Origin of the sequence: Streptomyces sp. NBC_00154, from assembly GCF_026342835.1 — a bacterium.
Lineage (GTDB): Bacteria > Actinomycetota > Actinomycetes > Streptomycetales > Streptomycetaceae > Streptomyces.
In genome coordinates, this window is record NZ_JAPEMI010000002.1 from 1,463,018 (window position 1) to 1,477,708 (window position 14,691).

The following is a 14,691-nucleotide window of genomic DNA, read 5'->3' on the forward strand; positions in this document are numbered from 1 at the left end:
GGCGAGACGACCGTGGCGGAGACTCGGCGGCGGGTGCGTCGCCCACCGCGCCCGGAGCAGCGGTCTGCGCCATCGGCTGTCGCGTTGGCCTGCTTGGTTCCCTCCCTTTGAGCGCTGGCCATCTCGTCCCTGTGGGTAGGCGGGCGGCTGGGTTCGGAGACGGGTACTGGCGCCGTCAGTCAGGCGCCGTCGTCGTCAGCGGGCTGTTCGGCCCATGCGGAGGCAATCGTCTCCGGGGCGGTGGAGGGGGGCAGGCCCGCGAGTGCCTGCAGCTGGCTGGGTCGGTAGGGGGTTGGGCCGTACCACTCCACGAGCATCACGGTGGCGTCATCATTGAGGCGGCCGTGGTGGTAATCCAGGTGGTGGCCGATCAGCCGGCGCAGGGTTTCCGGGACGGGGAGGTCGTCGGCGTGGTGACGAATGAGGAAGTCGGTCAGGCCGTTGAGGCCGAATTCCTGACCTTCTCGGTTGCGCGCTTCGGTGATGCCGTCGGTGTAGAGCACCAGGCGGTCCCTGGGTTCCAGCTGGACGCGGCGTAGGGTGCCGGGCCGGTCCAGCCCGGTTCCCATGGGGGGAGCGGGCGGGCAGGACAGGTGCACGAGGGTACGGTTGCCGCGGATGACGACCGGGACGTGGTGGCCGTAGTTCGTCCAGGTCAGTACGCCGGTGGCCAGGTGAAGGTCGGCCAAGATGCCCGTGACGTAACGGCTGCCCGCAAATTGCTCGGTCAGGACCTCACCGACGCCTTCCGCTGTCTGCAGAAGGTCAGAACCCTGGCGGCGGTGATTGCGAGCGACCGCCACCGCGAGGCTCGCGGTCAATCCGGCGGCGGTGTCGTGTCCCATGGCGTCGAAGACAGACAGATGCACGGTCTCCCCGGTCAGGGCGTAGTCGAAAGCATCTCCGCTCACTTGGTAGGCCGGTTCCATAATCGCACTGATCAAGACACGGTCGGTGGCGAAAGTTCGCGGCGGCACCAGCTGCCATTCCATCTCGGCGGCTACTTCCAACCTCCGACGGCGGACCAACCGGGAGTACGAGTCGCTCGTGTCACGCTTGCTCACCAGAAGAAGGGCGACCAATCCGGCGAGCCTGTTCAGATCCTCATCCGCCTCGACCTGTGCGCCCGGCACGCCGACCCGGAGCACCCCCAGACGCTCGGTGCCGTTCAGCAGCGGGACCCACCACTGGCCCTTCGCAGAAGCCGAGGCCGGAAAGGCCTTTCCCAGTTGGAAGGCCCGCCCCGCCACGGTCCCTTCAACGGACAACTCAGCCGGTACGTCGGCGCCACCGGGGCCGAGGTCAACGTTGCCGGCCAGCAGGTACAGCCGATCCTGTTGCAGATCTGCCAGATAGATCAGCACCTGAGGCCAGCCCACCCCGGCAGCGTGCGACGCCACCGTGCCGGGCAGCTGCTCCAAAGTCATCAGATGACTCGCAGCGATCAGCTCTGTCAGCACCCGTGCACGCGCCGCTTCCGCGCTGTTCATCGACGAATACCCTTCTCAACGGCAGAGAGAGCCGCGCTACTGACGGCACCACCAGCTCCTTTCCGGCTCCGGCGCCCTGCTGTTCGACCGCGCAGACTCATCCGAGCCGCATGACTAGCCCACGCCGCGACGGCAACGCGACGCTCGTCAAGGCCCTCGACCATCGTCACCTTCACTGGCTGTACGCACTGGAGCCCCTCTCCGATCGCCGGAGCCCGGCGTTCGCCTCTGTGCTGCGATGGCGCGAGGGCCGCCAGGTCGCGATAAGGGCCGCTGCCAACAGGAGTTCAGCGATATCACCGCCGTAGTACATGATCTCCGCGCCGCCCTGCACCTGGCTGATGGGTGCGTGCACGTCGATGAGGAATCCTCCGTACATGAGCTGGGAGATCGTCGCGTGCGTGGCGATGGCGACCCCGAGGGTCACCAGGCGGGCCGGCACGCTGGGTTGGAAGGGGGCCGGATCGGGGGTGGCGATGACGTAAACGAACAGGCAGCCCGACAGGAGGAAATGGGCGTGCATGAGCCAGTGCAGGCCCGGCCGATCCATCGTTGCGTTGTAGAGCGGCGTGAAATACAGCACCACGAGAGTTCCGGTACTCAGCACCAGCGCGGAGACCGGATGGCCCACTATGTGCACGGGCGGGCTGCGCAGCAGGCCAGACAGATGCCGGGCGTGCGCAGCGGGCAGAGTCCGCAACAACAGGGTCCCCGGCGCGCCGAGAACCAAGCAGAGGGGCGCGTACATGCCGATGAGCAGGTGCTGCGCCATGTGCCCGCGGAAGTCTCCGTGGGCGAACGTGGACATGGGCGGGAGTAGAGCTACGCCGAGCAGGACGCATCCGGTCAGGAAGCTCCCCGCCCGCCACCGCCTCCACCCCTGCGTGGGATTTCGCCCACGCGCCCAGTGGGTGAGGAGGAGGTAGGTGCCAGCGAGCAGAAGCACGGCCGCGAGGGGCAGCAGGACCTCCCACGCCCCGCCACCCCCACCGCGGCCGCCGTGACCATGCACGTGGTGCATGTCACCGCCGCCCATCAGACACGCCGCCCGGCACCCTCAGGGGTGTCGGTGGCGTCGGGGTCGAAGGGCTGACCGCTGCGCTGCAGGAGGTAGCCGCCGACGAGGAGGATGACGCCCAGGAGGAGGAAGCCCATGTCCCACCAGATCTGGTGGGGGCCGCCATGGACGTGGTGGATGCCGAGGATCTGGTGGTCCAGGAGACCCTCGACGATGTTGAACAGCCCCCAGCCCGCGAGGATCCACCCCCACAGCACACGGGAGGCCCACACCCTTCGCCGGCCGCGGGTCACGCGTTTGTACAGGATGGCCAGGCCCAGCAGGACCGCCACCCAGCAGACCGCGTGGAAGATGCCGTCCCATACGGTGTTCATTTCCAGCCCCGACACCGTGTTCGGTGAGTAGTACTTCACCCCGATCCGGTCGTCGTTGGTGCTGGTCAGCATGTGGTGCCACTGAAGAAGCTGGTGCAACAGGATGCCGTCGACGAACCCGCCTAGCCCCATCCCCAGCACAATCCCCGGTAACTGAATGCTCCTGGGCGCGGTGCCCGCCTGCACCTCACGTGTGCTGGTGGCCATCGTCCGTCTCCTCTCCGTGGACGCGCGAAAACTGAGCCGCAATCATCACGTGTTCCCGGCTCCGCGCCACCCATCACGAAATTCATTCCTCGCAGGCCGCCGAACGGCGTTCACCTGCCTTGGCAGTCATCAGGCCCAGTACACCGTGGAAGACTTCCACCGAGGCCAAAGACGACAAGGAAAAGGCGTGTCGCGCCGCTCACGGTCAAGACCGCGGCGGCCATGAGCCCGGCCGATTCGTCGAGAGTGGGAACTCCGGCCAGACCTCTGGGCGTCCAGTGGACGCGGCAGGCCAGTCCCGGAGTGCTGCCAGGTTCGGCAAACGGGTCGAGCCCATCGAGCAGGATGGTCGGAGTCTCCGTGAAACCGCTCCGTGTACTGCCGTGTGATCACGCGGGTAGCGACGGCCGTGCCAGCGATTTCCATCGCGACAGCCGTGAGGAAGGACCCACCTTCCGGCGACGGATGCGCGGTGGGACCGGATGCCGCGGGCAGGAGTGGCAGTCGGACGTGGATCGGCTGAAGCTGGTGAGAGAGCTTTCTGTCGAAGGCGGTGGCACGAGCATGCGAGGCACTTCAGCAGGGAGGACCGCTGAGGTTCAGCCATGGCCCGGCAGAATTCTGTGTTTGCCCGGCGTATACCGCCCGCAGGCCGACAGTTCCTTGCTGGCTGCCGCAATGCAGCGTGAGGGCATCGGGCCGGGCATGGATGTGCTGGACCTCTGCACGGGCAGCGGCGTACTGGCGCTGTCCCTCCCCTCGTAGCGTGAAGACTGTGACTGCTGGGGAAGTTGGGTCATGGCAGAGCAGCGTCGGAAGTTCGAGCCGGAGTTTCGTGAGGGTGCGGTCCGGATCGTGATGGAGACGGGGAAACCGATCGCGCAGGTCGCGAGGGATCTGGGCGTCGGCGAGGGGACTTTGGGGACGTGGGTGAGCAGAGCCAGGAAGGCGTCCGAGAGCGCGAAATCGGGCGGGCTGAGCGAGTCAGAGCGTGAGGAACTGCGGCGTTTGCACAGGCAGGACGCCGAGAAGCTGAAGCGGATCAAGGAGCTTGAGATGGAGCGCGATGTCCTCAAGCGATGCATGGTCCTCTGGGCGAAGTAGCCGAGAAGACGCCGGCCGAGCTGGCCGCGTTCATCGGTGACCAGAGGACCGAGTACGACATCCCACACCGCACCGCCTGCCGGGCCTTGCGGGTCAGTGAGTCGTGGTTCTACAAGTGGCGCGAGAGGCCGCCCACCCGCCGTGAGCTGCGCAGACAACAGCTTGAAGAGGAGGTCAGAAATATCTTCAAGGACTCCGGCGGCACCTACGGATTGCCGAAGATCTTCATCCTGCTGGTTCGCAAGGGCTGGCGGATCTCGGTGAACACCGTCGCGAAGCTGACGGCCGAACTCGGCCTCGTTGCCCGTGTGGTGAAGCGCCGCAAGGGCCTGACCAGGCAGGGCAAGCGGCCGGCCGCCCCGGACTTCGTGCGGCGGGACTTCACGGCCGACGAGCCGGATCTCGTCTGGGCCGGCGACATGACCGAGATCGTCACCGGCGAGGGCAAGCTCTACCTCGCCACCGTCATCGACCTCTTCTCACGCCGCCTGCTTGGCTACGCGATGGCCGCACAGCATGATGCCTGCCTGGTCGTCGCCGCCCTGAACATGGCAGGGGCCACCCGCGGCGGGGACGTACGAGGCGTTCCACACCGACCGCGGCTCGGAAGGCGGATTCAACCGGTCGTCGCAACACCGGTTGAATCCGCCGAATATACGTCTCGGAAGTTCGGCCGGGCCTGTCGCAAGCTGGGCGTTTTCCAGTCCATGGGCAGAGTCGGATCTTGCTTCGACAACGCCGTGAGCGAGGCGTTCAACAGCGTGCTCAAGGTCGAGTACGTCCACTGGCACACCTTCGCGACCCGGGCCGAAGCCCGCATGAAGGTTTCCACCTGGATCGCCGACTTCTACAACACCCGTCGGCTCCACAGCATTTGCGGCTTCAAGAGCCCGATCGACTACGAACGCGAGCACCGGACCGGCCTCACCACGGGGCTGGCCGCATAGAGGAAGTCTCCACACTCGCTGGGGATTGACAAAACTCGGGTCCGGCACAACTTCTGTGGAACCGTCAGGCTGCGTGACCGGCTGCCATGGCGTTGGTGAGCTGGATGACAGGATCGCCGGCCGTCCGGTGTTGGGACTGATCCGTCGGCCAGGTCGAGAACCCGTCATCAGCCCACCGGGGAACCACGTGGAAGTGCAAATGAGGGACCGACTGCTCGGAGCCGGGGCCGCTGGCGCTGAGGATGTTCACGCCTCCAGCCTTCAATGCAGTCCGCATGGCTCCGGAGAGGCGCTGGACCAGCGCCATGGTCTCGGCCAGTACCTCCGGCGGCGTATCGAAGATGTCCACGTAGTGGGATGTCGGAATCACCAGGGCGTGCCCCGGCGCGAGTGGATCAAGTGGAGCGAAGGCAGCTACCGTGGGGCCGCGGAATATCCAACGAGCCGAGTTTTCGCTGATCAAGCAGCAGAACACACAGGTCATACGGCCTGACGTTGCCAGAACCGGGCGGTGCTCACCAGCCAATTCCTTCGCCCGGATGACACAGGACTTCGGAGTGACCGGGCAGTCGCGCAATGCCACAGGCTCAGTGCTTGGAGACGGTGTTGACGTAATGGGTGCCGCTGTCGTAAAGGCCGTTCACAGACTTCTGTACATCCGCCAGGGACTGGGCCTTGTCGGCGTTGTAGTAGAACCAGTTGACCTGCATGTCCCAGGCGCGCGGACCCGTGAAGGGGAGGTCCACGAACCAGGTGTTGAAGTTGATGGACATGTTCTGGCGTGGGAAGTATTTGCCGCCGCTACTGAACAGCTTGTGGCCGTCCACCGAGTAGGTGGCCACGCCGTGCATGGCCGTTATCACCATGGTGTGCCAGCCCTGAAGGCTGGAGACCAGTTTGTGTGTGACCCGGTCCCCGGTGTCGGCGCTGTACCAGCTCGTGGTGTCGAGTTTGGGACCCGGCGCACCCCAGCCCCCGTTCGGCATGTACTCGTTGTCGAGTTCGCTGTAGCGCGAGTTGTTGGGCGAGATCGTGTAGAAGGACTCGTTGACGTGGTCGCCGTTGCGACCACTCGTGGGCTTGTCGTTGAAGTAGATCCGGGCGGCGTAGGTCCCCGTCAGGAAGTCGGTGCCGCTGCTCTGCACCTCAGCCTGCTTGGTGCTCGCCCTTGTCCCGTCGGTGGTGGCCCGCAGTTGCATGACCTGGCCGCCCACAGCGGATTTCTCGGCCGGGAAACTGACGCCGGCGGCCGACCATGTGTCGTGGATCCCCGGACCGCCCGGGCTGGTACGGACCAGCCAGCCGTGGGCGTGGAGTGCGGGATCGTCGGGGCCGCTGTAGTGGAAGTCGTCGAACACGATCCCGCGCGGGTGGGCAGGCCTCGGGCGGGGAACGGACGAGCCCGGTGCGGACGCAGCAGCGTGGCGGGTGGAGCCGGTAGATTCGGATCCGGTAGGGCCGGTGGAGCCGGTACGGCCGGTGGGCTCGTCCCCCCAGACATGCGCACCGCGCAGGTATGCGGTCACCGTCCTCGACGCCTGAAAGGTGGTGTCAGCGGCATTGAATGAACGGTCGTTCAGCTGGTTCAGCTTCCTGCCGTCGGGGCGATACAGCTGCAGTCCGATGGCTCCGCTTTTGGCGCCGGGTGCCAGGCTGCCGGCACCCGTCGTGAAGCTGATCTGGAGGTAGCGGTCGGCGGTGGTGCCGGGATCGGCCGGCGAAGCAGTCTCCCCGGCGATATTCGAGCAGCCGACAGCGGCCTGGACGCAGTTGAACGCGTACGAGGAAGCCCCGTCTCCGGTGAAGTAGTAACGAATCGTCACGTCTGACAGGAACACCCTCTTTTTGGAGGTGTTGACAACTTCCAGCCATGGCTGGGCCACCGCGGCTGTGGCAGGGCTCCCGGCCTTGTACCGGATGGTGAGCTGCGGGGGCGCTTGATGCGCGGCACGCCACTCGGGATAGAGCGCGAGGCCACCGGCGGCAACGGCGATCACCAGGAGCAGCGTCTTGAACACGGTCCACGCACGACGTCGAGGCCTGCGGTCATCAGGACGGACAGGGCGGACGGTAGGGCGGGCAGTGCCCACAAAAGCTCCCAGTGCAGGTGGAGGGACGGTACCGGGACCGGCGCGGGTGACGGTGGCGGAGGCCGACGCCGCCCTTCGTGAGCGCGCCGGACTGAACGCTCAGGAAGGGAAGCGGCGGCACTCTCCGTCGCACCGCTGTGGCGGGTCGCCGGCTGCGCGGGTTCCCGCATGTGCCGGCCTTCGGACGGCCTCGACGCCGAACCGAGCGGTGCCTACTGGACGACCTGCGTCTGGGGGGCGGGAAAATCGAAGGCCGGCCGTGCGACCCCGTCGTCCGGGCCGTAGGCGGGTCCGCTCCGTGAGTTCGCGGTGCCCTCCCAAGCCTGGTGGGGGATTGCGAGGGACGGGACCGGAGCACCGCCGCGGTCCTCGGGAGCTTCGGTGTCCACGCCGACCTCGATCTTGGCGCGGGTGCCCCATTTGGTGTGGCGCAGGGTCGCCAGGGACCACAGGCGCAGCGGCAGCAGCAGCGTGATGTTGAGCAGCGCGTACAGCGGAGCGGCCAGGAACGTCAGCACGCGGTCGACGAGCCCGACCATGGCGGCGCCGCGCAGGTAGTGGATGGAGCGCACCCACGACATGACACACATGTAGCCGATGTAGCTGGCGAGCAGGGCCCAACCGGTCGGGTGCAGCGCGATGGCCACGAGGGCGGTGATCATGGCCGCGGTGAAGGCGACCCAGGTGACGAGCTCGATCAGATTGAGCCACCAGTACATACGGCTCAGCCGGAACTTGGCGAAGAGCAGGAACCCTTCGCGGATGAAGGACTTGCCCCAGCGGATCTGCTGGCGGATGTAGTGCCCGAGTCGTTCGGGGACGTCGGTGTAGCCGACAGCGCACGGCTGGATGAGGGACTTGCCCTCGGTGAGGCAGTAGTACGTGAGGCGCCGGTCGTCACCGAAGGTCGCGGGGCGACCGAGGAACCGCTGGTCGAGGAAGTCGTCGAGATTCTTGCGTATGACCCATCCCCGGTACATCGCGAGGGAGCCACAGGCGCACAGGACGGAACCGAGACGGGAGTAGGCGACCCGTTCGCCGAGGAAGGCGTTGACGTACCGCATGTCGATCAGGCGCGTGAGGAGGTTGGTGTCGCGGTTGTGGGCGAGGACCAACCCGGTGACGCAATGGACGCGGCGCTCCCCGAAGGGTTCGGCGAGTTCGGCGACGGCGTGCTTGTCGAGCACCGTGTCGGAGTCGATGCACAGATACGCGTCGGCGAGCGGGTCCTCACGGAAGCCCGCGGCGAGTCCGTGGCGCTTGCCGCGGTTGTCGGGGAACCGGATGAAGCCGAGACGGATTCCTGCCCGGTCGAACTGTGGGCGCATCTCCCCGATGAGGGCAGCGGCGGACTGGTCGGCGGAGCAGTCGTCGATGACCGTCAAAGACTGAGGCGGCAGTGTCTGCGCGAGGATTGATTCCAGACAGCGCCTCAGCATCGCGGGGGATTCGTTGTACACCGTGACGACCCCGTGAATGTTGAGCCGATGGCTCGTTTTCCTGAATGTGAGCCCGGGGCTGCGGCGTCGGCGGATGGACAGGAGCAACTTGATACCGAGGAGAGAGCCGACGGCCACCCCGTACCAGTGCAATTGGTGCCAGGACGCGTAGATCTGGTCCCAAGCGTGTATGAGGGTCTGCATGACGAGTGAGGACTCCCTGACATCGTCGATTTGCTCGTACCCGGATAAGTATTGAACTCATGTGTCCAAAATGGGGACATTTTGTCTGAGACATGTGACACATGATGCCTCCGCTGTGCCCGCGAGCAGACTTGAGCACGCCGTAGCCCCGGGCACGGGGCGATTATTCGAGCCCCCCTGGGAGCAGGATTTTTTTGTTGTGAATGTATAAGGCTTGTCGCCTTGAGCTCCGCTAGCTTGCGTCCCCGTATCTGAGGGCGAAGTTCCGCGTTCACCGATGTGTGATCGTCTGTTTTGAGCGTCGACATCGATCGCGACAGGCATGGGAAATCGCGTCCACCTGGCCTGCGCCTGGCGAGGCGCAGCGGCGCCGTTGTAGGTGGTGTCCACCTGCAAGGAGACTGGCCGCCCTGGATGGCTGCCGGGGCGCGGGACGGTGCGCTGGTCGCGTCCCAGATGTCGGACAGGGGGAAGCTGGCCAGGCCGCGCGTGTCGTGCTGGGGCAGATCGACGAGGCGGCCGCCGGCCGTGGACCGGGTTTCCCGGGTGTGCAGCAGGGAGTCGTAGACGGTGCAGCCGGTGGTGTAAGCCCGAGGTTGTCGTAGATGGTCCCGGTGATCTTCGTGACGGGGTCGGTGACTTTAATGGCCAATCAGAAGCCCCGGCAGGACGCAACTTGCGGGGCTACATTTTTTTCTGACGCTATCGACACTCCTTATGGGAGATATCCCACGTCAACACTTAATGTGACCTGGCGGTTACTCATGCCGAAGGGAACCCCGGAAGGGTCTACCTGTGGAATGGTGAGTGAACACGTTGGGCTACGAGCTAGCTCCCCACAGTGTCGTCCTTTCCCATGAACAAACATGAGCCGATTCATCGGTAACCGCTGCCCGAACTCAACGACAAACGCTGTCACTGCCCGTGAGTAGGGCCAGGTGGATTCGTTCTTCGCCAGGAACAGCGTTTATCGATGGGGTGCGGAGGCAGTTTGTGGTCAACCGCTCGTGAATGTCGAGGAGACACGGCGGCACGTGTCCGGTCTCAGTGAGGGCTGATCGATGTCATCGAACCTGGTGATCGGTAGGTTGTCCCGCCGAACATTGACTTGCCTGTCCAAAGGGGTGGGGGCCGGGATGGAAGACCTGGACATCGTGATCATTAGCCGCGAGGGCTGCTGATCCGTTCGGGTTGGATCACATAGATCACCCGGACCTGGTCGCGGCCGCCGAACCATGGGTAGGGCCCGCCGAGATACTTCTGCGCGAGCGCCTCGATGTGGTCGACCGCCCCCTCGGTGGTCACACGCACCACACGGCCGCGGATCTGGACGTAGGAGGCCGGTTCCGAGGGGTCGGCGATTGCGACGGCAACCCGCGGGTCGCGCGCGATGTTTCGGGTCTTTTGATGCGACTGAACGCTGTTGATCAGGACGTGATCGCCGTCGGTGTCGACCCATGTCTGGGTGAGCTGGGGCGAGCCGTCGGGCATCGTGGTAGCGATGTAGCAGGTGCTGGGGCGGCGCAGGAGCGCCACCACATCCTCGCCGAGGGGCACGGGCACGGGGGTTCTCCAGGGGTCGGTTCGGTGGGGTGCTGGGGCAACGGTAGCCACGGCAGGGAACCCGGCCCCCGCCCCCTGAACTTTCGGTCACCGGCTGTACGGATCCAGAGCGGTCGCCCGGGCCGGCAGCTGTTTGCGTGTCTTCGACCAGACCGAATCCAATGACTTCCGCACCGTCCGCCACGTGCTTGCGCTCAAGCGCCCGCATCGAATTGCCGCCGCGATGGTCACGCAAGATCGCCGCGTACAGCTCGACCTGTTGCGGACGGACCGTGGATGCGGTGTTCCACTGCACCACCTGCCAGCGCGCCTACCGGTGCGACGGCGACGAAGTGGCCGAGCACGTGCTGCTGGAGCGAGAGGTACACCTGTCAGGTCACTGTTCTGTGCCAAGCGGAGGTTGCTGCACGGCCCCCGTGGGCGGCACCGTTAGCGTCGCACCCCATGAGTCCAACGCACCTTCCTTCTGCCGAGTACTACGCCTCCCTGCCCAAGCACATCGCTGGTGCGGGAGCAGTCATCCACGACGCAGCGGGCCGCATTCTTCTGGTCCAGCCGTCCTACCGCACCGACACATGGGAGATCCCCGGCGGCGGACTGGACACGGGAGAGCACCCGCTGCAAGCGGTCCGGCGCGAGGTCAAGGAAGAGCTCGGCATCGGCCTGACGCCGGGCCGGCTGCTGGCCGTCGACTGGGTGGCGGAACAGGCCGACGGCCGCCCGCCGCTGGTCAACTACCTCTTCGACGGCGGCCTGATCACCCAAGCCGAGGCTCGGACACGAATTCACCTCGACCCCGAAGAACTCACCGCATGGCAGTTGGCCACCCCCGAACAGTGGGACACCCTGCTCGCCCCGCACATGGCCCGCCGTGTGCACGCCTGCTCCCGCGCCATGACCCAGGGCCGCACTGTCTACTTGCAGCACGGATTCGACCTCACCAGCCGCCAGACCTGACGCCCCTGACGGGAGGGAACGAATTGTCGTCCCCGTCCACACCGCGCCCCGCGCCGGAACGGGCGCAGCACCGTCATCTGTATGGCCTCGGCGACGGAGCGGGCGCGGACCAGACTGGCCTCGGCCCGGATCCGCTGTCGGGACAGCGCGACACTGGCGATGCCGATCCACCGGACGTGTGCGCGAGCGGGCTGCGTAGGATCTCCGGATGGCAATCACCAGTCACCTCCTGCAAGGGCCGCGAGTGGTCATACGCCACGTCCGCCGTCAGGACTACGACGAGCTCACAGCGCTGGCCCAGGAGAGCGCCGAGATGCTTCGCCGTTGGCTGGGCGCCCGCCCGAACACGCTGGAAGCGTTCGAGAACTACCTTGAGCGGACCGGGCAGCCCACCCATGAGGGCTTCGTGATTTGTCTGCGCGGCAGCGGCACGATCGTGGGCGGCGTCAACATCAACAATGTGGTCAGGGGCACTCTCCGGAGCGGAACCCTGGGCTATACCTCTTACGCGTCTACGACCGGCCGTGGCTATATGACCGAGGGGCTGAGGCTCGTGATCCAGCACGCCTTCGGCCCCCTGGAACTGCACCGGCTGGAGGCGAACATCCAGCCGGACAATGTCTCCTCGCTGAACCTCGTCAAACGTCTGGGCTTCCGGCGCGAGGGGTACTCGACTGCCTTCCAGTACGTCAATGGCGAATGGATGGACCACGAGCGATGGGCCATCACTGCTGAGATGGCACACGCAGCAGCACAGTTCACGAACTTCCGTTGCAGCCCCGCAGGTGAGAAAGAGGGCAGCCCTCCTGCGGGCCAACTCTGACACTCAGCCCCAGAAGTGAGAGTGAGAAGTCTCGGACAACAGGGCTGAATTCAGGGGCGGTTGTTCCCCCACCTCTGTGGATCGGACTGCCGCCTGGCCACCGTGCTCAGCACGGTACGGCTCAGGCGCAGGGCCCGGATCTGTGGATCCAGGGCCCGCACATGTGCGGCAGCGGCGGCCGCGACGGTCGTTTCCCGCTCCAGAACCCCCCGTACGGCCTCCAGTCCTAACCCCGACTCGCGCAGGGTGCGCACGAGGTGGAGACGGGTGACGCGCTGGGCGTCATGGAGTCGATAGCCGGATTCCGCAGGGTCGCCGTCCGCCTCGACCGTGGGGTCACCCTGCCGGGGATGGTGAGGGGAGAAACGGGGGCAGCGTGGCTGGTGGACCTCAGGCCCCTGCTGTCATCGGTTGCGCGTAGAGAAGTGGAACCGGAAGGTCTTCGATCGAGACGCTGGTCAGGAGGCAGTCGAGCACCCATTTTGGGCCGAGTGGGCGATGAGCGGGACACCTCTGTCCGCTCCAGCCGGCGGTCAGCCGCGGGGTTCTGCCTGGGGCTGGTGGAGGACGGCAGTCAATAGCCCGGGAAAACGGTTGTCGAGGTCTTCGCGGCGCAGGCTGATGAAGCGCTGCCGGCCGCGCGGGATGTTGCGGACGACCCCTGCCTCGCGCAGCGTCTTCAGATGGTGGGACAGGGTGGACTTGGGGATCTCCCCGCCGACGGGCCGGCAGGCCGCGACCTCCAGAGGCCCCTCGGTCAGGCGACGCACTATGTCCAGCCGTGAGGGGTCGCTCAGGGCGAACAGCACATCGGTCAGTACCAGGTCGGCGACGTCGGGGTGTGGCATGTCACGGGAGGTTCCACTCATGGTTCGATAATACTTGAACTATCGACCGAGGTGTGCGTAGGCTCTTACTGTTCGAAATTATTGGAACTATCCGGAGAGTCGACATGCACACTGAGCGTCTGGCGAGGCGAGTACCGCGCCCGGTCGGCTTCTGGCTGCTGGCCGTCACTCTGTTCGCGATCCTGGCCGCGGCCAGCGCGCCTTCCCCGCTCTACGTGGTGTATCAGCATCGCTGGGGCTTCTCGCCGATCGCGCTCACCACGATCTTCGCCGTCTACGCCCTGGCCCTGCTGGTCGCGCTGCTGATCGTCGGAGGACTGTCCGACTACATCGGCAGGCGGCCCGTGCTTGCTGCCGCGCTCATCGTCGAGGCCGCGTCCATGGTGGTGTTCCTCACTGCCGACGGTGTCGGGCCGCTGCTGGTGGCGCGGACCGTGCAGGGGCTGGCGACCGGTGCGGCGGCCGGCGCCATCAGTGCCGGGCTGCTCGATCTCCAGCCGTCACCCACATCGCACCTCGGCCCGCTGCTGAGCAGCGTCGCGCCGGCTGCCGGGCTGGCCGTCGGGGCGCTCGGCGCGGGACTGCTGGTGCAGTACGCCCCTGCCCCCACGATGCTGGTCTTCGTCCTGCTCATCGCCGTATTCCTGTTGCTGGCCGCGGCGGTGTTCTTCCTGCCCGAGCCGGTCACACCCCGGCCGGGTGCCTGGGCCTCGCTGCGGCCGCGGGTGGCCGTGCCGCCCCAGGCCCGCAAGGCCTTCCTGGCGGCCACGCCCTCTCTCGTCGCCACCTGGGCGATGGGCGGGCTCTACCTCGCGTTGGGCCCCTCGGTGGCCGCAGGAGTCCTGCACATAGGTGGCCATCTGGTCGGTGGCCTGGTGGTGACCACTCTCTTCGGCACTGGAGCCGTCGCCTCGCTGCTGGTGGGCGACCTCGCACCGAAGCGGGTGATGGCCGGCGGGTCCGTGGCCCTCGCCGCCGGGACCGGTCTCACACTGCTCGCCCTCGTCGGACCCTCGACGCCGCTGTTCTTCGTCGGCACAGCCCTCGCCGGCGCCGGCTTCGGCAGTTCCTTCCTGGGCACCTTTCGCTCGCTCGCGTCACTGGCCGGCCCTACGGAGCGGGCGGACCTGTTCGCCTCCGTCTACATCGTCAGCTACCTGGCCTTCAGCGTTCCTGCCGTGCTGGCCGGGCTCGCCGTGCCGTCCCTCGGCCTGCGCACCGCGACGATGGTCTACGGCACCGTGGTGATCGTGCTGGCACTGCTGGCCGCCGTCCCCGGAACCGCTGTTCGCCGGCCCACCCCCATACCCCTGGCGGCAGTGGCCTCCTCCGAGGGCCTGGCCGCCGTCGCCCCGTCCCGCCCGATGGCGGCGGATGTCGCGGGGGGACGGGAGCCTTGTCGTCAATGACCCTTCCATCTCTGGAGCGCGGGTCGCACGCTCCGACCTGGTCGGCATGGTGTGGCGCCTGCCGCCCGCATGGAGGCGCCGGCGGCCTGCAAGGTGCGGCGGTAGGCCAGGCGTGAGACGCCCAGTTCGCCGCTCATGTCCTGGCGCAGCGAAGCGGCGGTGGCGAAGCCGATCTCGGCAGTGATCTGGTCCTGCCTGCCGCCGTGTGCCGCCATATA

The 14,691-nt window shown here is 66.5% G+C and carries 14 protein-coding genes and 2 pseudogenes; 6 read left to right on the forward strand and 10 right to left on the reverse strand.

The annotated features are described in order from the left end of the window. Nucleotides 1-179: 179 nt before the first annotated feature. The 3 genes from OHA03_RS43310 to OHA03_RS43320 all read right to left on the reverse strand — a co-directional run bounded on the left by OHA03_RS43310 (nucleotide 180) and on the right by OHA03_RS43320 (nucleotide 3,089). A complete protein-coding gene (locus OHA03_RS43310) occupies nucleotides 180-1,460 on the reverse strand; it encodes a PP2C family protein-serine/threonine phosphatase (RefSeq protein ID WP_267009400.1) in 1,281 nt (426 codons plus the stop codon). 202 nt (nucleotides 1,461-1,662) lie between these two features. After that, on the reverse strand, nucleotides 1,663-2,526 hold the full coding sequence (locus OHA03_RS43315; protein WP_267009401.1) for a cytochrome c oxidase assembly protein: 864 nt from the start codon (nucleotides 2,524-2,526) through the stop codon (nucleotides 1,663-1,665). Further along, entirely contained in the window at nucleotides 2,526-3,089 is a 564-nt protein-coding gene (locus tag OHA03_RS43320; RefSeq protein ID WP_267009402.1) for a DUF2243 domain-containing protein, read from the reverse strand. Before OHA03_RS43320 ends, OHA03_RS43315 begins: the two co-directional genes overlap by 1 nt. A 564-nt stretch (nucleotides 3,090-3,653) precedes the next feature. Here OHA03_RS43320 and OHA03_RS43325 point away from each other — a divergent pair. The 3 genes and pseudogenes from OHA03_RS43325 to OHA03_RS43335 form a co-directional block, all read left to right on the forward strand. Beyond that, nucleotides 3,654-3,839 (forward strand): annotated as a pseudogene (locus OHA03_RS43325) (hypothetical protein); the annotation flags it as partial. A 48-nt stretch (nucleotides 3,840-3,887) separates the two neighbouring features. Beyond that, the gene (locus OHA03_RS43330) at nucleotides 3,888-4,193 is read left to right on the forward strand and encodes a transposase (RefSeq protein WP_267009403.1); all 306 of its coding nucleotides are present in this window, start codon (nucleotides 3,888-3,890) and stop codon (nucleotides 4,191-4,193) included. Further along, a complete protein-coding gene (locus tag OHA03_RS43335; RefSeq protein ID WP_267009404.1) occupies nucleotides 4,169-5,140 on the forward strand; it encodes an IS3 family transposase in 972 nt (323 codons plus the stop codon). The genes OHA03_RS43330 and OHA03_RS43335 overlap by 25 nt, the downstream gene beginning before the upstream one ends. 64 nt (nucleotides 5,141-5,204) lie before the next feature. Here the strand turns inward: OHA03_RS43335 and OHA03_RS43340 are convergent, their stop codons facing one another. The 4 genes from OHA03_RS43340 to OHA03_RS43355 form a co-directional block, all read right to left on the reverse strand. Beyond that, a complete protein-coding gene (locus OHA03_RS43340) occupies nucleotides 5,205-5,723 on the reverse strand; it encodes an HIT family protein (RefSeq protein ID WP_267009405.1) in 519 nt (172 codons plus the stop codon). Nucleotides 5,724-5,727: 4 nt separating this feature from the next. Beyond that, entirely contained in the window at nucleotides 5,728-7,158 is a 1,431-nt protein-coding gene (locus OHA03_RS43345) for a cellulose binding domain-containing protein (protein WP_267009406.1), read from the reverse strand. Between the two features lie 284 nt (nucleotides 7,159-7,442). Beyond that, a complete protein-coding gene (locus tag OHA03_RS43350; protein ID WP_267009407.1) occupies nucleotides 7,443-8,873 on the reverse strand; it encodes a glycosyltransferase in 1,431 nt (476 codons plus the stop codon). A 1,161-nt stretch (nucleotides 8,874-10,034) separates the two neighbouring features. Further along, on the reverse strand, nucleotides 10,035-10,436 hold the full coding sequence (locus OHA03_RS43355) for a PPOX class F420-dependent oxidoreductase (protein ID WP_267009408.1): 402 nt from the start codon (nucleotides 10,434-10,436) through the stop codon (nucleotides 10,035-10,037). A 444-nt stretch (nucleotides 10,437-10,880) separates the two neighbouring features. Here OHA03_RS43355 and OHA03_RS43360 point away from each other — a divergent pair, with 444 nt between their 5' ends. Beyond that, on the forward strand, nucleotides 10,881-11,393 hold the full coding sequence (locus OHA03_RS43360; RefSeq protein ID WP_267009409.1) for an NUDIX hydrolase: 513 nt from the start codon (nucleotides 10,881-10,883) through the stop codon (nucleotides 11,391-11,393). A gap of 208 nt (nucleotides 11,394-11,601) precedes the next feature. Beyond that, nucleotides 11,602-12,216 (forward strand): GNAT family N-acetyltransferase, encoded by a 615-nt coding sequence (locus OHA03_RS43365; RefSeq protein ID WP_267009410.1) that lies wholly within the window; start codon nucleotides 11,602-11,604, stop codon nucleotides 12,214-12,216. 83 nt (nucleotides 12,217-12,299) lie between these two features. Here the strand turns inward: OHA03_RS43365 and OHA03_RS43370 are convergent. Further along, nucleotides 12,300-12,515: pseudogene (locus OHA03_RS43370) on the reverse strand (MerR family DNA-binding protein); the annotation flags it as partial. A gap of 234 nt (nucleotides 12,516-12,749) precedes the next feature. Next, on the reverse strand, nucleotides 12,750-13,085 hold the full coding sequence (locus OHA03_RS43375) for a helix-turn-helix transcriptional regulator (RefSeq protein ID WP_267009411.1): 336 nt from the start codon (nucleotides 13,083-13,085) through the stop codon (nucleotides 12,750-12,752). 83 nt (nucleotides 13,086-13,168) lie between these two features. Between OHA03_RS43375 and OHA03_RS43380 the strand changes: the two genes are divergently transcribed. Then, nucleotides 13,169-14,473: an MFS transporter gene (locus tag OHA03_RS43380; RefSeq protein WP_267009412.1), complete on the forward strand. Its 1,305-nt coding sequence runs from the start codon at nucleotides 13,169-13,171 to the stop codon at nucleotides 14,471-14,473. On the opposite strand, the gene OHA03_RS43385 is transcribed toward OHA03_RS43380, so the two are convergent. Further along, nucleotides 14,467-14,688, reverse strand: a complete 222-nt coding sequence (locus OHA03_RS43385) for a hypothetical protein (protein ID WP_267009413.1) — start codon at nucleotides 14,686-14,688, stop codon at nucleotides 14,467-14,469. The two genes, OHA03_RS43380 and OHA03_RS43385, sit on opposite strands and share 7 nt — an antisense overlap. Nucleotides 14,689-14,691 lie beyond the last annotated feature (3 nt).